Raw genomic sequence first — 21,132 nt, forward strand, 5'->3', positions numbered from 1 at the left:
GGTGGTATTGGTATACTTCCATTTCCGGTTGCACGTACTGACCATTAAAGTTATCATCGCAAGGGCCTGTTCTATTGTTATTATCATTCCAGTCGGCTGAAGGGTTACAAGGAGGCATCCACCCCTGGGGAAGGTTTCCTATACCCCAATTATAATAACCATCAAGATCCTTGTCGTACTTCTTCAAATCAAAAGGATTAGGATTTAGTATAACGTCCTCAGCAATAAGGGGAGTTTCTAAAGCATAAAAGTGGCTTAATTCATCCAAATTTGCTTTCATTCTTATATATCCATCTGGGGGTAACCCATAACCAGAAGGAGGTGGAACACCCCAACTGTTTTTTATAACCCAAATAGTATTGTTCTTTAATTCATCATATTCAAAGCCAACCAACAACATAGCGTGTGACCCTAAATCCAAAAAGTCAGCAACTGCAATCGTACAAGGACCATAATCCATGAGGAATCTTTTAATGTTTTCATCAGTGATTTCTTCATATAAATCAAGTAAGTTGAAATAATCTGTTGGCATTATCCTGAAAGCTTCCTGAGAACAATCAGGATAATCATTGCAATTTGGGGGATTCCAAGGAAAGGTCCACGGGTCGCAATGATGGTTTTCATAGATGTAACATGATTCATTAATCACGCCATGATTTTTTATGAATTGCAAAACACTTAATAGTGAAGACCCAGTGTTACAGTCACATGGACTATTGCAATTATAAACCTGTCCTTCTGACAGATCAATATCTGCATGATAGTTATAGTAAAGGTTAATCATTGATTCTAACAATCCTACACTTGCAAAAGTTTGGCAACTATTGCAGGTATCTTGATTTTGTACAGGTGTTATCCATCCATGATCTTCATTATAGTATAAAGAACCTTCCGAATTTGCGTCATGATGATCTATCCATGAAAACTCCTTTACAAGTGTTGTATTTTCAACCAATGGGTAGTTGTCAGAATATTTTTCAAACACACCCAAAATATAATAATCAAAACCAAATAAATTATATTTAGGACTGAATAAGCATTTTTTAGTGTTATAAAATAAACTACTTATATTTGTATGTCCTGCAATCCAGTTCATTCCATTTTCCTGTATATATTGATTAATGTTATATATTTTTATGCTATCTGATATACTTTTAGCTGATCTCTGTAAACTGTCCAGTCCATCCAGAAATACTCCAAAGCTTCCAAGGTTACTAATAGTAAGTGCAGAGTTGATTAAATAGATTTTTAAGTATTCTGGAATAAATTCATCAAGGAATGTGGTTTCGTCACTTTCTTCACTGAATGAGAAATTGTAATTATTTGAGATCATCGGGTAAGACTCATACACCAAAAATTCAAGCGAATCTTCGTCTCCGACTATGACTCTTACGAGGCTTGTGTCCGAATTCAGTTGAACGCTTCCGCTGATTTTTAGGCTGTAAAGGGTATCGCTCGGGACGAAGGGATGAAGAATTGCATCGGATGTAAATGTGCTATCGATCACAATGGTTTGAGAATGCATAACCTTATTAAAGGTGCAAGTGCCTAATAATGTTACCATGACGCAAATAAAAATGGGGGGGGTAATTCGTTTCATGTTGATTGGTTTTGGTTGTTTACTATGCTATAAAGATATGGAGAGTTTTTTGATAAGTCAAGAAGGGGGGGAATTGTCGATTCTGTATTCTGTATTCTGTATGTGCAATCGGATATGCAATTGAGAATTTGCTATTTACAATGCATTGACAATATCAAATCGCATATTGCCAATCCTATTGTAAATACAGAATACAGAATTGACAATACAGAATTACAACCCGTCAATATCCCTGAATTCATCCAGGCACTGCGGGTTGGCAAGCGCATCCTTATTCTTGATCTCTTCTCCCATAACGGCTTTTTTCACAGCAATCTCAACCTTTTTGCCGTTGAGGGTATAGGGCACGCCGTGGGTTTCCAGGATGAGGGCAGGGACATGGCGCGGGCTGCACTGGGATCTTATGTTGGCAGATATCTTTTTCTTTAAATCTTCGGTAAGTTCATATCCCGGGTTCATTTTCACAAACAGGATAACCCGTTCATCCCCGTGCCAGGGCTGGCCGATGACCACAGAGTCCTCTATCTCTTCCATATTTTCCACCACCCGGTAGATCTCCGCCGTCCCGATGCGCACCCCGCCGGGGTTCAATGTTGCATCAGACCGGCCAAACATGGTTATGCCTCCGTGGTTGCTGAGGCGGATATAATCACCATGCCGCCATATGCCCGGATATACATCGAAATAGGCATTATGGTATTTTTTTCCATCAGGATCGTTCCAGAAATACACCGGCATGGAAGGAAATGCCGACTTACAAACCAGCTCTCCCTGTTTCTCCCTTACCGGCTTGCCGTAATCATCAAAGCTGTCGACATCCATCCCCAGCCCGCGGCACTGTATCTCGCCCTGGTATACCGGCAGCATGGGATTACCCAGCATGAAACATGAGATGATGTCTGTACCACCGGAGATGGAAGACAGCTGTACGTTCTTCTTCCACTTATTGTAAACGTATTCAAAGCTTTCATCCGACAGCGGGGATCCGGTTGACAGGATGGATTTCAGGGCAGGGAAAGCGGAGATAGCGGATGGATCCACCCCCTCGTTCTCCAGGGATGCTATGTATTTGGCACTGGTTCCAAAGACTGTGATATCAAGTTCATCAGCCATTTTCAAAAGAGCATCCGGTCCCGGATGGAAGGGGTTGCCATCGAAACAAACCAGGGTGGCCCCAACAGCCAGGCTGCTGACGAACCAGTTCCACATCATCCAGCCACAGGTGGTGAAATAAAAGATCGTATCGTCTTCCCGGAGGTTTGTATGCAGCATCAGTTCCTTCAGGTGCTGAATAAGCGTCCCTCCTGCCGAATGGACGATGCTTTTGGGAAGTCCTGTGGTTCCTGAAGAATACATGATGTACAGCGGATGATCGAACGGAAGTTGCTCAAAGGTCAATTCTTTAGCGGTTTCCTGTGCAAGATCCTCCCATAACATACCATTGGCCAGACTATTTACATCCCTTTGGCCAATATAATCGATCAGTACCACTTTTTCTACCGATGGCAGCTGGTCGAGGATGCCTTTCAGCTTTTCCTGAGAATCAAACTTTTTCCCTTTATAAAAATAACCATCGGCGGCAAAAATAACTTTGGGTTCTATCTGGCTGAAACGGTCGAGTACGCCTTTGATCCCGAAATCGGGTGAAGAGGAAGACCAGATGGCGCCAATGGATGAAGCTGCCAGCATTGCAATGATCGCCTCGGGCATGTTGGGGATGAACCCGGCTACCCGGTCGCCCTTTTGAACTCCAAGAGCCTTTAATCCCGCTGCAACCCTCCTTACCTCATCATATAACTCCGCATAGCTTATCCTTTTTTCAAACTCGGCCTCACCCCGGAAGATGATAGCCGTTTTGTCATCTTTCCTGCTTAAAAGGTTTTCGGCAAAATTCATCCTGGCCCCTTCAAACCATTTGGCGCCCGGCATCTTCCGAATATCATCCACCACCCTGTCCCTTTTCCTGGAGAAGCGTATACCGCTGTATTCACCGAAAGAGTCCCAGAAATCCGGTATTTGCTCAATGCTCCATTCATACAGGTCAAAGTAATTCTTCAGGTTGGTGCCGAATTTATTATTCACAAACTGCAGGAATTCGTTCATCCTGGAAGTTTCAGACCATTCACTTAAAGGCTCCCAAAGGATTTTATAACTCATATTCAGATAACTGATGTTAATGGGTTTGAAAATACCTATTATGTTATTGTTGCAGGTTCCAAGTTACAAGTTACATCCCTAAACCCTACTTCGCCCCAATATACCTTGCAATCACCAGCCTCTGGATCTCAGATGTTCCTTCCCCAATTTGCAGGAGGCGCTGGTCGCGGTAAAGCCTTTCGATATCATAATCCTTCATCAGTCCATAGCCGCCATGGATCTGAACGGCTTCATCCACCACCTCGCGGGCAATTTCGGAACAATATAGCTTGGCCATGGCCGATTCCTTGCCAAAGGGTTTGTCATTATCTTTGAGCCAGCAGGCTTTATATAGCAGGTTCCTGGCCAGTTCTATCTTCGTGGCCATATCGGCCAGTTTAAAGGCATTCACCTGGAACTTCACGATAGGCTGTCCGAACTGTTTTCTTTCTTTGGCGTACTGCAGGGCCAGGTCGAAAGCACCCTGAGCGTGACCGAGGCCGATAGCTGCGATGGAAAGACGGCCTCCGTCGAGGGTTGAAAGCATGATTTTTGAGCCCTGGCCAATTTCACCCAGGAGATTTTCTCTGGGAACACGGCAATCGTCGAAATACAATTCTGCAGTATCGGATGCCCTCCACATCATTTTCCCATGCATGGAAACCCTTTTGAATCCTGGTGTACCTTTTTCCACGATGATGGCGGTGAAATCTTTCTTACCATCACTATCCTCGGTAATACACTGCACGGTTGAGCCGACGGAAATCTCATGAGAGCCGTTGGTAATAAAAATCTTGGAACCATTGATCACCCATTCATTGCCATCCAGGTAGGCTTTGGTTTTACTACCTCTCGAATCGGATCCGGCAGTTGGTTCTGTCAGTCCGAAACCCCAAAGCTCTTCACCCGTACAGAGGGGAGGAAGGTATTTCATCTTTTGCTCTTCGGTACCGTAGGCATAGATGGGATAAATACCCAGAGAGTTATGCGCGGCCAGGGTAGCGGCCTGTGAGCCGTCGACGCGCGCGATCTCTTCCACGGCAATAATGTACGACAAGGTATCCATACCCTGCCCACCGTATTTCTCAGGAATGTACATGCCAAACAGGCCCAGTTCACCCATTTTCCGGGTGAGGTCAACGGAAAACTCCGCTTTTTCATCCAGTTCCTTCGCGACCGGCCGGATCTCCCTTTCCGCAAAATCCCTGACCGTCTCGCGGATCATGTTTTGAATCTCAGACAGTTCAAAATCCATATGTATCAGATTAAAAGTTTATTCGAGTTCAACCAGGATGCTGTTCACCTCAACCATATCGTTGAGTTTTACGTGGATCTTTTTCACCACGGCATCTCTTTTGGTTGCAATATTATTTTCCATTTTCATGGCATCAATGACCACCACCACATCGCCCTTGCGGATCTCCTCCCCTTCTTTCACCTTGATCTTAAACACCTTACCAGGTATTGGGGAAACGATGTGTTTGCTCTCATCAACCGTTTCATCGGCGCTGTGAGCCATCAGTTCAGTATCGAGGAGGTCGTTGCGATGCATCAGGAATGATTTTCCGTTGATCTCCACCTTGGTAAAATTCTCTTCCCCTTTCAGTATCTTGGCCTGGAATATTTTCCCATCGATAGAGAAATCGATCTCCCCGCGGTCGACATATTCCACATGGCACAGGTAACGGTCGCCGTTGATCTGGAAATCGTATTCGCTTTCCTCCGGGCGGTCGAAGAGGATATCATAAACTTTTCCCTCGTAGGTCACTTCCACGGAGTTGATATTCCTCCAGTAACCGATCATATTCCACACATCGTGCGGGTTTGCCAGGCCGCCCACCGGATCAAAGGATTTGGTATTAAAGGTATACATCAGGTAAGCTGCCATGGCTACATAATGGCCGACCTCATCCTTGCTGAAGTTTGACGGCCTCGAAGGCTTATTTTCTTTCACGCTTGCTTGTGTTTTTGGGGTTGACTTTTCCGATTTTGCTTTTTCCAGTTCTTCCAGGAATCGTTCCCGGGCAATACCGGATTTATAATCACGGTATTGGGTTTCGTGCATCGCAAATTCAAAGAGTTCCTCGTCATCCTGTCCGCGCTCCCATCCTTTCTCCTCCATCTCTTTGATGTATTTATGCAGGACGTCGGGATATGCATCCTGGGGATTGCCCACATAAAATTCCCGCTTTTGCTTTTTAGCCAGTTCAATAATGGTATTATCAATAGGTCCGGGTAATTGTCCGGCCATACCCAGGAGCATGTTCCAGACATTATCATCCATCATGGAGAACCTTTCCTCACCTTTGGCAATCTGCAGGATATTTAATAAAGCTACATTCTTTACATATTGGCTAAAAGGAGTCACCAACGGAGGGTATCCCATCATAGGCCATATATATTCCACTTCCTCGAAGAGTTTCACGAGCAGTTCATCCTCCGACAATTCACGTTGACCACTTGCTTTCAAAGAAAAATTGATACTATCGTGCACTCCTTTCAGGTCGGCCATGAGGCTGCCCATCATACCACCGGGTAATCCGCTCTGGATCAACAACGACGACATATAGCGGTTTTTAGGGTTAATAAAATACCCCAGGAAATCATCGATAAAGGTCTGCGTCAGATGCCGTGCTTCCATGTAGGCAATCATATTGATATCCGGGACATCGAATCCTGCGTCTACCAGCATCTCGCGGATAGTGATCACATCGGGGTGCACCATACCCCAGGATAGGGGTTCCATGGCGACATCCAGGATATCTGCCCCGGCTTTGGCCACTTCCAGCATGCTGGCAACGGAGAAACCCGGTCCTGAATGACCGTGATACTGCACCAGGATATGCGGATATTTGCGTTTGATAGCATCCACCAACTGCCCCAGCATTACCGGGCGGCCGATGCCGGCCATATCCTTCAGGCATATTTCATCGGTTCCATATTCCACGGCTTTATCAACCACTCCCATGTAATAATCAACGGTATGCAATTTGGAATGTGTGATACAAAGGGCAGCCTGTGAAATCATCCCGGCTTCCTTCGCATATTTGATGGAGCCTTCCAGGTTGCGGTGGTCGTTCAGTCCGCAGAACGAGCGCGCAATATTGGTTCCTTGTGCAACCTTAACCTTGTACATGAGTTTTCTCACGTCGGCCGGCACCGGGAACATACGGATCCCGTTGAGGGCCCTTTCCAGCATATGTGTCTGGATACCCGCATCGTTGAATGGTTTGGTCCATTCCCTGACGGCCTTGTTTGGGTTCTCCCCATAAAGGAGGTTTACCTGTTCAAAAGCTCCCCCGTTTGTTTCCACACGGGCAAAACAACCCATGTCGACAATCACAGGTGCTATCTGCTTCAGCTGGTCAACGCGTGGTACGTACTTACCCGACGACTGCCACATATCGCGGTAAATAAGGCTAAATTTTATCTGACGTTTCTTTTGCATAATTAAGAATTCATAATTTAAAATTAAAAAATAGAAGTTTTAAGCCTTCCACAAACACATCCCCCAGTTCCCCAGCTCCCCAGCACCCCAGCCTCCCAGCCCCCCATCATCCACTACTTACCCCCCTCCATCCAGACAGGTTTTCTTTTCTCTAAAAACGAAGCCATCCCCTCTTGTCCTTCCTCTGAGGCTCTCAGTTTGGCAATAAGGCTGGCTGTGTATTCTATGGTATCATCGAAGCTTGATTCTTCGGTGATCATGTACAGCAGGTCCTTTACTGCCGACATAGCTTTGGGGCCGCTGCTCATGAGGAACTTGACGGTTTCGGATACTTTTTCCTCCAGTTCCGCGGCAGGCAGCGAAGCATTGACCAACCTGTATCTTTCTGCTTCTTTTCCCAGGAATCGTCTTCCGGTGAGCATCAGGTCGCGGCATCCGTATTCTCCAATCCTGCGTATCACATAAGGAGAAATGGTGGCTGGAGCTATGCCCAGCTTGACCTCGCTGAAAGCGAATTTCGTTTCATCATCGCAATAAACAAAATCACAGGCAGCCAGTAGCCCGTTGGCGCCCCCGATGGCAGCACCGTGAACCACAGCGATGGTCGGCTTACGGCAACGGTAAATGGTGTTGAAGCATTGCGCCAGCTTCATGCTGTCCTGAAAATTCTCCTCGTAACCAAAAGTGGCGATGCTTTTCATGTAATTCAGGTCGGCTCCGGCACAAAAAGATTTTCCCTGACCGCGAAGGATCAGGATACGCACCTCGTCCATGCTGTTTACCTCGTTCACACAGGCAATGATCTCGCTGATCATTTCCTGGTTCATGGCGTTGTGAACATCAGGGCGGTTGAGCCAAAGGGTTCCGGTCCCGTTGCTGAGCTCAAACTGAATATTATTGAATTCCTTCATAAATCTTTAAATTAATCGGATCTGTTAGCTTTGGTTAATGACTTATTTTCCTTTCTCTTACAGGAGTAAGTTTATAATCGTTGCGATTAATGAGATCATCCATATTGGGATCATAATCCTGATTATTCGAATAAACAACTTCATTATCCTGGTTCACCCAGCGGTACTGCCACTGGTTTGACCCCACCTCAACTTCCTTTGTGTAGGGATTGACATACTCTTCCTGTTCCGTCAGGGTTAGGAACATGTCGTTATTGATCTCATAATTGGTTTTTCTCTGGTGTTCGGCAATTTCCTGATCCATTCGTTGGATCGTGTTCAAAACATCCTGGTGGATCTGGTTACGCTGTACCTGTCCGCGTATCTCTCCGATGAGCCAGTTCATGTTAATTTTTACCGAATTAATGATCTCTCCGAAAATGGGTTCATAATTCTCAAACTGTCCTTTGGGTGCCCTTGCATAAAATGTGCTCCGGTTCTTCCATAATCCGGCTCCCAGGTCCCCAAAGTCCATCACAACAGTGACGATCTTTTCCTGGTATTCAATACCATTCTCCCTGTAAGTAAGTGTAGTTATGGCTGCATCATAAATAAAATTCGCCATCATGTATTTATCCTGGTTCATGATCATCCGGGCCACGTCGGGAGCATTCTTTCTTTCGGTGATGCTTATTCCCTGTAAACCAGGATGGATGTATGGGATAACGATATTCTCTGTGAACAGGGCAGCGTTCATCTTTGGTATAACCGTCATCCCGTTATAATTGCTTCCTGTGGGAAACAGGCCCATCTGCCCGGCGGGAGATCTGCTCATATCAAAATAATACATATCCGGCAACCATCTTATCATGACCGAGCCTTGCTGGTCGCTGATGACACTGAAATCAAGTTTGGCCTCTATGGCATTCCCTGCACCGCCGCTGGTTGTGGGATCCAGGCGGTATATCCCGCCGGTGTAAGACCATCCTTTGGGTATCAGGAGGGAAAAGGCCTTTTCCCGGGGTTCCCAGACGCGCTGCAATACCAGGGTTTCCCCCCGGGATTGTGCTCCTGGCCCATTGGTGTTGCCAGAATTGGCATGGCCACCTTCATTGCCCGACATACAACCTGAAGATAAAGACAATAAGACGATCATGTTTATTATGATACCCGATGAACGCATATTCTTTACGGTTTACATCCTGAATACCCCATATTTCTGTTCCGGGAAAGGTTTATTCAGCGACATGGCAATCCCCATGGCAATAATTTTACGGGTATCGACCGGATCGATGATGCCGTCGTCCCACAGCCTGGAGGTGCTGTAATAAGCCGATCCTTCCTTATCGTATTTGTCTTCAATGCTCTGCCGCATCTTCTCTATCTCTTCGGCCGGCATTTCTTTGCCTTTGGCGCGGTACTGATCTTTTTTCACTGTAATAAGCACGTTAGCGGCCTGCATCCCGCCCATGACAGATATCTTGGCATTTGGCCACATGAAGAGCAGCCGGGGGTCGAAAGCCCTGCCGGCCATGCCATAGTTTCCGGCCCCGAAAGAACCGCCGAAAATGATGGTGAACTTTGGGATATCGGCATTGGCAACGGCATGAACCATTTTGGCGCCGTCTTTGGCTATGCCTCTTCTTTCGAAATCCTTGCCTACCATAAAACCTGTTATGTTTTGCAGGAAGAGCAGCGGGATCTTCCGGGAAGTACACAACTCAATGAAGTGTGTACCCTTTACGGCCGATTCGGGGAAAAGCACCCCGTTATTGGCCAGGATTCCCACCGGGAAACCCATTACACGGGCAAACCCGGTAATGATGGTAGGAGCATATCTTTCCTTGAATTCATGAAATTTGCTTCCATCCACGATACGGGCAATAATCTCCCTGGAGTCGACGGCTTTCTTCAGGTCGACCGGGGCAATGCCATAGAGTTCTTCCGGATCATAGGCCGGGTCTTCCACAGGGGCAATGTCGATAAACTGCTTTTCTTTCTGTTCAAGCGATTCAAATATATTCCTGCAAATCTGTATGGCATGAGTATCGTTTTCGGCGAAATGGTCGGCCACACCGGAAATGGAGGTATGTACGTCGGCACCACCCAGTTCTTCAGCGCTGACTTCTTCGCCGGTAGCGGCCTTCACCAGTGGAGGTCCTCCCAGGAAAATGGTTCCCTGATTTCTCACAATGATGGTTTCATCACTCATGGCCGGCACATAGGCACCGCCGGCGGTGCAGGAACCCATTACGATAGCGATCTGTGGCACACCCATGGCCGAAAGCCTGGCCTGGTTGTAAAAGAAACGCCCAAAATGGTTTTTATCAGGAAAAACCCTGTCCTGCTCAGGAAGAAAAGCCCCTCCTGAATCTACCATATATACTGTGGGCAACAAATTTTCCATAGCAATTTCCTGTGCCCTCAAGTGCTTACGGATGGTCCATTGCATATAGGTTCCACCCTTGACGGTGGCATCGTTGGCAATAATTACGGCCTCACGCCCATGAATCACACCGATACCTGTTGCTATCCCGGCTGAAGGAAACTCGTTGTCATACTGATCATAAGAGGCCAGAGTAGATAACTCCAGGAAAGGAGTGTTCGGGTCGATCAGCTTGTAGATCCTCTCCCGTGCCAGCAGCTTTCCCCTGGCTTTATGCTTTTGAATGGCATCATCAGATCCCCCACGGGATACCTCCCGGTAAATATTCCTGAAATTCTTCAGCAATTCGGAGAAAGCTTTCTTGTTCTCCTGAAACTCCTTTGACTTTACATCAATTTTTGATTCTATCTTAAACACGTTCGATGGTTTTGGTTAATGAATAAATGATTACTGGATGTTGTGCGGATTGAATGGGATATGGCAACCTGATCCTCATACATGCAATGATAGACATTTTTTTTGAACTAAAAAAGCATGTTTGCCCTTTCCTGGAAAATAATTTAATAGTCAGGTTGCAGGATGCAGGGTTCAGGCTGCAGGCTACAGGTTGCAGGTTGCAGGTCACACCTCATCACACCATACCCTTACTCAAACTACCTGCAACCTGCAACCTGCATCCTGTAACCTGTATCTTTTTGTTATTATATTCAGATGTTTATATAATTTTTTTAGTAAATCGACAGAAAACTGACATATTTAGCTAAATGCATATTGTGATTTTAAAAAAAAGCATTACTTTAGAGACAAAATATTTTATATGAGTATCTGGAAACATTAACACAAAGTTACAGGCGACAGGTTGCAAGCGACAACTCATCACTCATCACCCACACCCACACTACCTGCAGCCTGTAACCTGCAGCCTGCAACCATAGAGCAGGTATCTTGATATTAATCATTCCCGATACTCATTATATTTTAAACCAAACCATTAAACAAGAAGTGCCTATGAATTATCCTAAAAAAGTTAAAATTGGCGACATTACGGTAAGGGACGGGTTTCAGCATGAAGAAAAATTCATTTCCACGGAAGCCAAGCTATGGATTCTAGAACAGTTGATCCTGGCGGGATTCCGGCATATTGAGACTACAAACTTTGGGAATCCCAAGGGTATGCCACAGTTCAAAGATGCTGACATATTAATGAAAGCCCTCCACAACAGTAAGAAAATTAAGCATTTGCTGCAGGATGTCACGCTTACGGCCATCACTATCCGTGAAAAGGCGATAGAACGGGCAATTGAGGCAAAAAAGGAAGGATATGGCCCTGACCGGATCCTGGTAATGGTCAGTACTTCAGAATCCCATCATAAGACCAATTCAGGACTAACCCTGGATGAATACTGGAAGATGTGCGAGGAATACATTCCCAAATGCCATGATGCCGGAATACTGGTCAATGGCACTGTCAGCACGATCTGGGGTTGTCCGATCGAAGGACCAACCGAAATGAAAAAGGCCATTGAATTCACCAAAAGGTGGCTTGACATTGGTGCAGATGATGTGGAGCATGCAGATCACGACGGTTCTGCTTCTCCTGACCGGGTTTACCAATATTTTTCCATGCTCCTGGACTCCATCCCAAAGCCTGAGAAGCATATTGCCCACTTCCATACTACGCGTGGGTGGGGACTTGCAAACGTTTTGGCAGCGCTTCAGGCAGGGATCACCAATTACGAATCGACGATGGGAGGTATCGGCGGACAACCTGCCAACTTTGTCGACGACACTCCTGTAAGCGGTACAGGAAAATATTATTACAAAGACCCGAATATCGTCGGGCTGGTAAGCACAGAAGACATGGTAGTGATGATGGATGAAATGGGAATTGACACTGGTGTGAACATTGATAAAGTGCTGGAGATAGGCCGTATGATGGAAAGAATTGTTGGGCGGAGGCTCAGATCCGAGGCCATACGGAATGGACGAATCCCTAAAGAGTTGAGCGGAAGAAAATAAAACAAAAAGACCTGCCATCTGGCAGGTCTTTTTGTTTTAACTGTTCCGGTAAAGTAAACCAATGAGTTTCCCCGAAAAGGCATCATCAACGGGCACCTTGCTCTTATCTTTCATTTCAACATATCCTGAAGACCCTTTATGATAACAGAAAATATGTGCCGCATTGATAAAGTAGGAATGGTGAACCCTGATTAATCTATGGCTTCCTGCAAGATCAATCATATGCTGAAAATGGAGGTTGGCGGGAATATCTTCCCCTCCCTGCATATGAAAAACCATTCCTTTATCGACACGGCCACAGTAAACTATATGATCCTCATTCAGCAACAGAATGGAATCATCGGTCTGTATCTGCAACACTCTTCTTTGACCGGGTCTTTCTATAACTGAAATATCGCTCATAGCCTCAGTTAAATATCAATGCCGGGGAAACACCGGCACATAAAACCACAATTAAAAAGTAAATGTTCCGGTATAGGTAACATTCTTTTGGTTGTAATAGCCTGCGGTGGTTACACTGAAATTCCCCTGGCAGGAATTCGCATTGTATTGTCCGATTGCAACCCATCCTGCCGTGCTTTTGTAAAACTCATTGTTGGTGCCATGATAAATCACCTCAAAAAACCCGGCTTCATTGTCCATTCCGCAGTAATATGTACCGGGACCGGAAAAATTAGGCCTTCCCCAGTCTCCAATGGAGATATTTACCGAAACTTCCACCCCATCAACAGTACCGTTAATGGTAATATTCAGTGTTGTATCTGTCACCGAATAATTGTACAATGTTGCAAAACAATAGTTTGCTGAAAAATAACCGGATGCAGTTGACGAGAGTATCCCCGTGCAACCTGTGGTACCGGAGTTGTTGTTGGCTTCATCGTCCTTTTCTTCCTCACAGGAATAAGTGAAAATCATAACAAGAGCGAGCAGTAGAATTCCGAAAATCTTTTTCATTTCAGATGTATTTAGTTAAACAATAGGTCAACCCGTAAGGGTATTTTTACTGCAATACTAAAGCCTGATGAAAATAAATTCAACCGGAAACTGATGGTTGTGAAGAAGTGTTTATTATTTGCAGGGGAGATTTGATTAAATGCATGAAAAAAAATCAAACATTGGTAAGAGCTTTCATAAACTGCTCTTTCCTGCGTGTTGATACGGGGATCTTACGTCCGTCTTTCAGCACAACATGCCCACCGGAACCCTTTTCAAATGAGCTCACCTGGTTAAGATTAATAAGGTGCGACTGATGTACCCGGAAGAAACCGAACCCGGTAAGCATTTCTTCAAAATCTTTAAGGGTTCGGGCCACCATGATCCTGTCCTGGTTTTCCAGGAAGATAAATGTGTAGTTCTCATCCGACTCACAACGGATGATAGATTTCACTTCCAGCACAAAAATGCTGCTCATGGTGTTGACGATGATTTTCTTCTCGCCTCCCTGCTCTTTCGTGTTGGTAATAAGGGTTTCCACTTTCATCCTGATCTTATCCTCTTTTTCGAGGGCTTCGGCCACCCGTGTGATGGCCCCGATCAGTTCCTTGGGTTTTACCGGTTTAAGCAGATAATCCAATGCACTCATCTTGATGGCTCTCAAGGCATATTCATCATGGGCGGTTACAAAGATCAGTTTGAAATCCATATTGCGAAGTTTCTTCAGCAGATCGAAACCAGTGGCATTGCCCAAAACGATATCCAGCAAGATCAGATCGGGCTTTTCCTTATCTATCAATGCATGAGCCTCTTCAACCGATTGGGCTTCGCCCACCAGTTCAACCTCATTGCAATAAAACTCCAGCATATTGGCCAATGCCCTGCGGGCATTGAATTCATCGTCGACGATTACGGTGCGTATTTTCATGATTTCCTGATATTATCTCATTAAACTCTTCTTTGCAAAGGAATCAGGTAAGAAACCCGGGTTCCTTTTACCTTACCGTCATCACCGGTAATCTCTTCCAACCTGAAAGATATATCGATACCCGATTGTTTCTTAAGCTGTTCAAGGCGCTGCCGGCTGATTTCTATAGCTAGCGACTTATGGTTTTTCTTTCTTCCGGCATTCAGTTCTGCAGAAGCCGCCAGACCTATTCCGTTGTCTTCCAGTACAAACAACAATCCCTTATCCTTTAAACGAAAAGTTATCAGCAGTTTTCCCCTGTGCGGCGAATGTCTTAACCCATGTTCAATCGCATTTTCCAGGAAAGGCTGCGATAACATAGGTGGAACCAGGATATTCTCAGAATCAAGGTCTTCATCCGTTTCCAGGATATAATCGAATTTCTGTTCAAACCTGAGTTGTTGAAGGTTCAGATATAGCTCTATGAAAGTAATTTCCTTATCGAGGCTGATCTCCTCATAGCGGCTGTTTTCGAGGATCATCCGAATGAGGCGCGCAAACTCCGAAAGGTAATCCCCTGCAAGATGTGTTTGTTTTGTGTAAATGAAGTTCTGTATGGCCGACAATGAGTTGAAAATAAAATGAGGATTCATCTGAAGCCGAAGGAGTTTTTGTTTGATCTCCAGGTTTTGTAAGGCAAGCCGGATATTTTTCATACGCCATCGCGCGAAAATATATATACCGGCAACAGCCAGCAAAGAAGCCAAAAGGATGAACCACCATGTTTCCCAGAAAGGCGGAGAGATCATTAAATGAAAAGAAGCCTGTTGCATTGAGGGATGCCCCCTTTCATCATCCACCCTTAACCTGAATGTATAAAATCCCGGGGGAATATTGGTAAACCTTGCTATCATATCGGCCGGACTGAGTTCCTGCCAATCCTGGGTAAAATTCTCAAGCAGGAAAGAATAGCGGTATACTCCTCCGTTTCCGGCTTCATTGGTCCCTATGGAAATATTCAGGAAATTCTCATCATAGGAAAGCTCTATAACCGTATCTTTTACAGGATTATGAATCAATCCGTGAGTAAACACATCCATCTGGGAAATAAAGGCCTCCGGCGTCCTGGATCTGCCATTCAAACGACCAGGGTCCAGCAAAGCCAAACCATTTTCTCCGCCAATCATAATCCTTCCCGGGGAAATTTCAAGTCCGCAACCCGCATCTGAGCTGAATCTCAGGTTAACCAACGGACTAAGGTCTCTCATCCCTGCATTGGCGGTTTCAATGGAAAAAAGCCCTTTATCCGTTAGCAGCAATAAGGAAGTTTCGCCTATCGGAATTATATCAAATACAGCCTCTGAATCTGAGGTTACAAAAGGTTTAAATGCATCTGTATCTTTATCATACAGGTAAACACTTTTTCCTGCTGCCCAAATTCTTCCTGAAGCATCCCCGGTAATGTCATAAACTTCCTTTTCCAGGAAACCACCCCCGGCGCGTATTTCCTCAAAATAACAAATGCTTGTGTCGCTCAAACGATCATATCTGTGTATTCCGGTATGCGTAGTTCCAACCCATAATCTATCCAGACTGTCTTTATAAAGGCACGTTATGAGCCGGCTCAGGTAAGGATCGGAAAACTTCTCTTTCAGGCTCTTTTCAGAGAATAATCCTGTTTCCGTATCAAATATTGTCAGTCCATCGGCACCCCAGAAACCCAAATAGATATCTTTTCCTGAAGCATATTCCAGATCGTTATACCAATCCATTTTCAATGATAACGGATCGAAACGGTAATGTTTGTATTTACCGTTGGGATAAAGTCTTCCGAACCCAATTCCGGCCCATAGGCCGGCAAAAACAGAACCATCGTTCATAGGCAGCAAAGAGCGCACTTTTCCTGAGAGCATGTCAGGCAGGGTCTCCGGATTAAAATGCCGGAATATTCCCGTTGCCGGATCATACAAATCCACTCCGTGCCGGAAGGTCCCAATCCATATTCTACCGTCAGGGCCAAGAGCAAGATCTGTTATCACGCTTGATGCCGGAGAATCCTCTATTCCCGGAATATGGAAGATATAACTCACACCTTCCACCGGTGAACGGTAAATCGAAATTCCTTTATCGGTTGCTATCCATATATTATCAAAACTGTCTTCAAACAGGAAATTAACATTATTTCCCTTTAGTGAACCGGGATCATCTTCCTGGTTCAGAAACAAGGTTAGCTCTCCATTTTGCAGGTCAAGACGGCCGGCACCATTTCCTGTCCCCAGCCATACATTGCCCTGATGATCGGTAATGGCTGCCCAGGTAGAGGTAGTATGGATCCTGTCGAAAGTACTTTCATCATTATCATACAAATATAAACCGTCCAGCCCGCCAACCAGAAAATGATCCTCTGATGTTTCGAAGAGAACAGCAACATCCTGCTCTCTTTTCATTCTTTTTTCAGGAAGTCCTATAGGAAGAGTGACAAATTTACCGGTCTTTTGATCAAGATACATCATCGCAATTCCTCTTCCTCCTACCCAAAGCTTTCCATCACGTGAGCGGTAAATGGTATGATATGGATAATAAGGCTGTTTCGTGTTTTGGTGTTTCCAGGATCCCAGGATATCCTTCGTTTCCTGGTCCATTTTGTACAGGTATCCCTGCAGGGTTTCGAACCAAAGAATACTGTCCCCTTCGGCCAGGATGGCCCGTATGTGAACGCTATCCGGTTCATCCGCGCTAAAAACCGTTTCAAAACGATCGTTGCCGGGTATGTAGCGACATAATCCGGAGTGGGTCCCTATCCAAAGTTTTCCGTCATTTCCCGTAAAAAGGCTATGCACCGAACGGGAAGGAAGCGATCCGGGAAGGGTGTCGGGTTGATATGATTTCAACCTTGTCCCATCGTAACGATATAATCCTTTAGGGCCAGCCAGCCAGACATATCCCGAAGTATCCTGAGTGATGGCGGTTATCCGGCTGAGATCGGTTTTTACCAGTTCATCAAAGTTCAGAAACCGAGTAAAATAATCCCTGTGGATCTCATGTATCAACGACTGCGATATGCCGGTGAAGACATAAAAAACAAAGAAGATAACCAAGAAATATCTATTCAGCCAATTCATTTATAATTTTTCCGGTTGCCAGGTCAGATCTTTCAGCCGAAACGATTCCTTCACCCTTACACCCCTCGGTGTATCCTGTAAAGTAATACATTCATTGTAAATATCATGTTCCAGGAAAATAATGTATTGCTCTGCCACCGCATTCCTGAAAAAAATTTCTTTTTCCTGTAATGTAACCGTAGGTTCCATATCGTAAGCCATCACCCACGACATTGGGACATGGGCGGCCGATGGCAACAGGTCTGCGGCATAAACCACCGTACGGCCGTTGAAATCAATGTGAGGAACTATTTGCCCCAGGGTATGTCCATGGTAAAACCTTATGGCAAAACCGGGGAATAGTTCTCCTTCCTCCTCAATAAAATGCAACTGACCTTTTTCTTTTACGGGAAGGATCAGGTGTTCCAGGAAGGATGCCTTTTCTCTTTCGTTGGGATTCATGGCATTGTCGAACTGCACCCGGCTCACCCAATAACGGGCATTGGGGAAGGCGGGCACCAGATCCCCGTTCACCCGCTTCACGTTTCCTCCGCAATGATCAAAATGCAAATGCGTGATAACAACGTCGGTGATATCTTTTGATTCATAACCTGCAGAAGCCAGTGATTTTTCCAGGTTATCATCACCGGAAAGGTAAAAATGTCTAAGAAATTTCTCATCCAGCGTATCGCCGATCCCGTTATCGATAAGGATTTGCCTCTCGCCGTCATCTGCCAGGAGGCTGCGCATGGCCCAGGTGCAAAGGTTGTTCTCATCGGAGGGATACGATTTGCTCCACAACACTTTGGGAACTACACCGAACATTGCACCGCCATCCAGTTTAAAGTTTCCTGTTTCTATTGCAAATAGTTTCATTTTTAAGATGCTTGGTACTTTAAACAAACAAGCGCAGGCTACTTTCTGTTCAGTTGGTCGAGCGCATAAGCGTATGCCCCAACAGAGACAGCGCCGGAGGTACCCAGGCGTGTGATCCCTACTCCAATCTTCTTAACAGGATCATACTTCAGCTTTTGATCGCTGAAAGGCACCTCTATAGTAAGGGCAGTATCTTCCAGGAAGCTGCTCAGTCCGCTTTCCAGGTTATATGCATGCACTTCCATGCGATCGATCATTTCTCCGCTCAGGGTATGGTATTTCCGGTTCATTTCTTTAACGATATCTTCCAGGAAGAGGGAAGCGGCGCCACTGAGTCCGCCACCGATAACCACCAGGCCATCGATGAGTGAGACAGCATCTGCCAGAGCGCCCGCGGTGGCCACAGCCAGATCCTGGTAAGCTTTAAGGGCGGCAACCTTGTTGCCCTGCACCGTTCCTCTGGCAATCTCAAATATCTCGCGGGGTTCGGGAGATTCATCCTGTGTAATGCCGGCATTTTCAGCGTAGACTCTCCTGACGGCCCTGATGGTCACGCTGTCTTCAATGCTGGTTTGGGGGAATATGCAATTGCGCAGGCGGTTGATCTCACCGGCTGCGGAATTATCGCCGGTGAACAATTCTCCGTTCCTCACTATGCCACCGCCAAAGCCTGTTCCGAGGGTTATTCCCAGGAGGTTCCGGTATTGACGGCTGTTATCATTCTCACGCAGGAGGCGGTTGATCTCAGGCAACAGTCCGCTCATGGCCTCTCCATAAGCAAAAAGATCACCGTCGTTGTTAATATACACCGGCATCCTGAATTCGTTCTCAAGCATCCTGCCTAAGGCAACACCACCGCGAAAGACGGGAAGATTCTGCAAATCTCCTATGATCCCGTTGGTATAATCTGCCGGTCCGGGAAAGGCAAAACTGATAGCACAAGGCTTTCCTGATGTCTGTCCGGCCACCTCATGAAAGCCCCTGATGATCTTTTTCAGGAAATCATGGAGATTACCGGCCGCGGCCGGCATTTCCACGGGTTTAAGCAGCTCTTTTCCGGCCTGCACGGCGTTGAACGACAGCTTGGTGCCTCCCGCATCCAAGGTCATAACAATGCGCTCGTCGTTGAAATAATCCATAAAGTTTTTTGGTAAAAGTAGGGAAAAAGTAAAATACCGGCTAAAAATCAAGGCTCAGCGACACATAAAAGATGGGCTTGCGTATGGAGCCATCTTCCACTCCCCAGGCAAGATCGCCGCGCAGAAAATACCCGAGCAGCCTCGACCGCACCCCGCAACCAAAACCGCCCACAAAAGGATCCCGCTGCTCCTCAACGGTAATATTCAGAGAACCGTTCCAGATGGTTCGTGTAAAAAGAGAGTTTTCTGATGAGTAAGGGTCCCAGCCCGTCCAGGCCGTCCCTACATCCCCGAAACCAACAACCTGGAAATTGTTCAGGAAATCAGATTTGATGGGACGATTGATAAAATACTTAAAAACGGGCCAACGTAACTCGGTATTGAACAACACAAAACTATTTCCGTTCCTTATATTCTGCTTGAAACCACGCATATTGGTCGCCAGGGTCTGATAGGCATAGTGCTGTGAGTAATCTATGGGCGTCTCATTATTAAATTTAGGAACGAGCCAGTTGTCAACTCCTCCCATGTAATAAATCAATTTATTGTTTCCAAAGGACGTGCTGGCGGCAAAACGGTTTGCCCAGATGATATTCCTGTGAATGGTTTGATAATTACGGATATCCAGTCCAAGTACAGCCAGATCCTGCCCTCTTTCATCAACCTGCATGTAATATTCCCCAAAAAGCATAGAACGGGTGCCGCGATAGAGATTGAGGCCAAGCTGACGGGTGTTGTCAAAAATCAGCTGGCCCTTCATGCTTACCCAATTCCTGTATTCCGTCTTTCTCTTCAGGTTAAACTGATCTGTGGAGAGATAAACGGCAGCATCGTTCCGGTACATCCCTGTAGCTTTAAAAGCGAGGACAGGACTAAAAGGGTATTTTAGAGAATAATATACCTCATGGGAATGGTTGCGGATTATGGAGAAATAACCTACATCCTCGACAGTCACGCGATGAAAGAATATCTCCTTGTCGACACGTTTCTTCAGGTTGCTGAAGCTGGCCACATACTCATTATTGATCAGGTCAACGTTCAGCCTGACCCCTCCTATTATGCGGTAATCTTCAAGAAGGTCGGTCAATCCGATCTTGAAAAGGGCATTAAACCCGGGATTAAGAAAAATAGGCTGTCCACCGCCGGCAAAAGGCTGGTACATTGAATTGAGATAGGAAAAATCGATTTGCGTTGTGATCTCGTTGATAAAATATTCTACGCGGTAATTCCTTTTCTTGGGAGGAATGAATTTACCGGACGAATCCCCGCTGATTATCACCTGTGCAGAATCTGAGCCCAATTGTATGAACGATTGCCGGTCGAACACATAGTTATCAACATCGATAATCTTTTCATCCTGCATCCGGATAATATCTCCTTCATAAACATTATGGAATTTCCGGGTAACCTTTTCTTTTACCATCATCTCTTGTCCTGATTCCGCTCTTCTTCTCTCCTTCTCTGAATCCATCATCAGTGAAGCCATATAGGCGGTATTCCTGAGTTTTGCCTTTTCAAGGTATTCCGGGGGAAGGGCCTCGCCGGTGTAAATATGATAACGTTGTTTGTCGTAAATAATCTCGGCATAACGCCCGCTCTGCAGGCTGAAATCCTGGCTTAGAATGCTGCGGTCGTAATTGGTAACCGGGTAATACGCGGAAAAATACCGGTAATGTGTAATAGTATCAACAAAGGCA

The 21,132-nt window shown here is 45.6% G+C and carries 15 protein-coding genes; 1 reads left to right on the forward strand and 14 read right to left on the reverse strand.

Translation table 11 applies throughout. The features are described 5' to 3' along the window. The 7 genes from KKA81_05090 to KKA81_05120 form a co-directional block, all read right to left on the reverse strand. On the reverse strand, positions 1 to 1,600 hold a 1,600-nt coding region (locus KKA81_05090), incomplete at its 3' end, for a hypothetical protein (GenBank protein ID MBU2650288.1). Between the two features lie 213 nt (positions 1,601 to 1,813). Beyond that, positions 1,814 to 3,757 (reverse strand): acetoacetate--CoA ligase, encoded by a 1,944-nt coding sequence (locus KKA81_05095; protein MBU2650289.1) that lies wholly within the window; start codon positions 3,755 to 3,757, stop codon positions 1,814 to 1,816. Positions 3,758 to 3,842: 85 nt separating this feature from the next. Then, on the reverse strand, positions 3,843 to 4,991 hold the full coding sequence (locus KKA81_05100) for an acyl-CoA dehydrogenase family protein (GenBank protein ID MBU2650290.1): 1,149 nt from the start codon (positions 4,989 to 4,991) through the stop codon (positions 3,843 to 3,845). 18 nt (positions 4,992 to 5,009) lie between these two features. Beyond that, entirely contained in the window at positions 5,010 to 7,184 is a 2,175-nt protein-coding gene (locus tag KKA81_05105; GenBank protein MBU2650291.1) for an oxaloacetate decarboxylase, read from the reverse strand. Between the two features lie 113 nt (positions 7,185 to 7,297). Beyond that, complete coding sequence (locus tag KKA81_05110) at positions 7,298 to 8,095, reverse strand: enoyl-CoA hydratase/isomerase family protein (protein MBU2650292.1); 798 nt, start codon at positions 8,093 to 8,095, stop codon at positions 7,298 to 7,300. A 34-nt stretch (positions 8,096 to 8,129) separates the two neighbouring features. Further along, complete coding sequence (locus tag KKA81_05115; GenBank protein ID MBU2650293.1) at positions 8,130 to 9,230, reverse strand: hypothetical protein; 1,101 nt, start codon at positions 9,228 to 9,230, stop codon at positions 8,130 to 8,132. Positions 9,231 to 9,269: 39 nt separating this feature from the next. Then, positions 9,270 to 10,877 (reverse strand): methylcrotonoyl-CoA carboxylase, encoded by a 1,608-nt coding sequence (locus KKA81_05120; GenBank protein ID MBU2650294.1) that lies wholly within the window; start codon positions 10,875 to 10,877, stop codon positions 9,270 to 9,272. A 591-nt stretch (positions 10,878 to 11,468) separates the two neighbouring features. Between KKA81_05120 and KKA81_05125 the strand changes: the two genes are divergently transcribed. After that, positions 11,469 to 12,479, forward strand: coding sequence for a pyruvate carboxyltransferase (locus tag KKA81_05125; GenBank protein MBU2650295.1), 1,011 nt, complete (start codon positions 11,469 to 11,471; stop codon positions 12,477 to 12,479). A gap of 36 nt (positions 12,480 to 12,515) precedes the next feature. Here the strand turns inward: KKA81_05125 and KKA81_05130 are convergent, their stop codons facing one another. From KKA81_05130 to KKA81_05160, 7 genes are all read right to left on the reverse strand, one after another. Next, the gene (locus KKA81_05130) at positions 12,516 to 12,881 is read right to left on the reverse strand and encodes a LytTR family transcriptional regulator DNA-binding domain-containing protein (protein MBU2650296.1); all 366 of its coding nucleotides are present in this window, start codon (positions 12,879 to 12,881) and stop codon (positions 12,516 to 12,518) included. A gap of 51 nt (positions 12,882 to 12,932) precedes the next feature. Beyond that, positions 12,933 to 13,433, reverse strand: coding sequence for a hypothetical protein (locus KKA81_05135; GenBank protein MBU2650297.1), 501 nt, complete (start codon positions 13,431 to 13,433; stop codon positions 12,933 to 12,935). Positions 13,434 to 13,587: 154 nt separating this feature from the next. Then, complete coding sequence (locus KKA81_05140) at positions 13,588 to 14,340, reverse strand: LytTR family DNA-binding domain-containing protein (GenBank protein ID MBU2650298.1); 753 nt, start codon at positions 14,338 to 14,340, stop codon at positions 13,588 to 13,590. A 20-nt stretch (positions 14,341 to 14,360) separates the two neighbouring features. Next, positions 14,361 to 17,441: a histidine kinase gene (locus KKA81_05145; GenBank protein ID MBU2650299.1), complete on the reverse strand. Its 3,081-nt coding sequence runs from the start codon at positions 17,439 to 17,441 to the stop codon at positions 14,361 to 14,363. Continuing rightward, complete coding sequence (locus KKA81_05150) at positions 17,442 to 18,296, reverse strand: MBL fold metallo-hydrolase (protein MBU2650300.1); 855 nt, start codon at positions 18,294 to 18,296, stop codon at positions 17,442 to 17,444. It lies immediately after the preceding gene. 38 nt (positions 18,297 to 18,334) lie between these two features. Further along, a complete protein-coding gene (locus tag KKA81_05155) occupies positions 18,335 to 19,435 on the reverse strand; it encodes an ROK family protein (protein ID MBU2650301.1) in 1,101 nt (366 codons plus the stop codon). Positions 19,436 to 19,475: 40 nt separating this feature from the next. Then, on the reverse strand, positions 19,476 to 21,132 hold a 1,657-nt coding region (locus tag KKA81_05160), incomplete at its 5' end, for a hypothetical protein (protein ID MBU2650302.1).

The organism is Bacteroidota bacterium, from assembly GCA_018831055.1.
Taxonomy (GTDB): domain Bacteria; phylum Bacteroidota; class Bacteroidia; order Bacteroidales; family B18-G4; genus M55B132.

Excerpts from the sequence above, each read along its gene's own strand:
- KKA81_05115 (MBU2650293.1), bottom strand. The coding sequence starts at position 9,230 with ATGATCGTCTTATTGTCTTTATCTTCAGGTTGTATGTCGGGCAATGAA.
- KKA81_05095 (MBU2650289.1), bottom strand. The coding sequence starts at position 3,757 with ATGAGTTATAAAATCCTTTGGGAGCCTTTAAGTGAATGGTCTGAAACT.
- KKA81_05130 (MBU2650296.1), bottom strand. The coding sequence starts at position 12,881 with ATGAGCGATATTTCAGTTATAGAAAGACCCGGTCAAAGAAGAGTGTTG.
- KKA81_05100 (MBU2650290.1), bottom strand. The coding sequence starts at position 4,991 with ATGGATTTTGAACTGTCTGAGATTCAAAACATGATCCGCGAGACGGTC.
- KKA81_05110 (MBU2650292.1), bottom strand. The coding sequence starts at position 8,095 with ATGAAGGAATTCAATAATATTCAGTTTGAGCTCAGCAACGGGACCGGA.
- KKA81_05135 (MBU2650297.1), bottom strand. The coding sequence starts at position 13,433 with ATGAAAAAGATTTTCGGAATTCTACTGCTCGCTCTTGTTATGATTTTC.
- KKA81_05155 (MBU2650301.1), bottom strand. The coding sequence starts at position 19,435 with ATGGATTATTTCAACGACGAGCGCATTGTTATGACCTTGGATGCGGGA.
- KKA81_05145 (MBU2650299.1), bottom strand. The coding sequence starts at position 17,441 with ATGAATTGGCTGAATAGATATTTCTTGGTTATCTTCTTTGTTTTTTAT.
- KKA81_05125 (MBU2650295.1), top strand. The coding sequence starts at position 11,469 with ATGAATTATCCTAAAAAAGTTAAAATTGGCGACATTACGGTAAGGGAC.
- KKA81_05150 (MBU2650300.1), bottom strand. The coding sequence starts at position 18,296 with ATGAAACTATTTGCAATAGAAACAGGAAACTTTAAACTGGATGGCGGT.
- KKA81_05140 (MBU2650298.1), bottom strand. The coding sequence starts at position 14,340 with ATGAAAATACGCACCGTAATCGTCGACGATGAATTCAATGCCCGCAGG.
- KKA81_05105 (MBU2650291.1), bottom strand. The coding sequence starts at position 7,184 with ATGCAAAAGAAACGTCAGATAAAATTTAGCCTTATTTACCGCGATATG.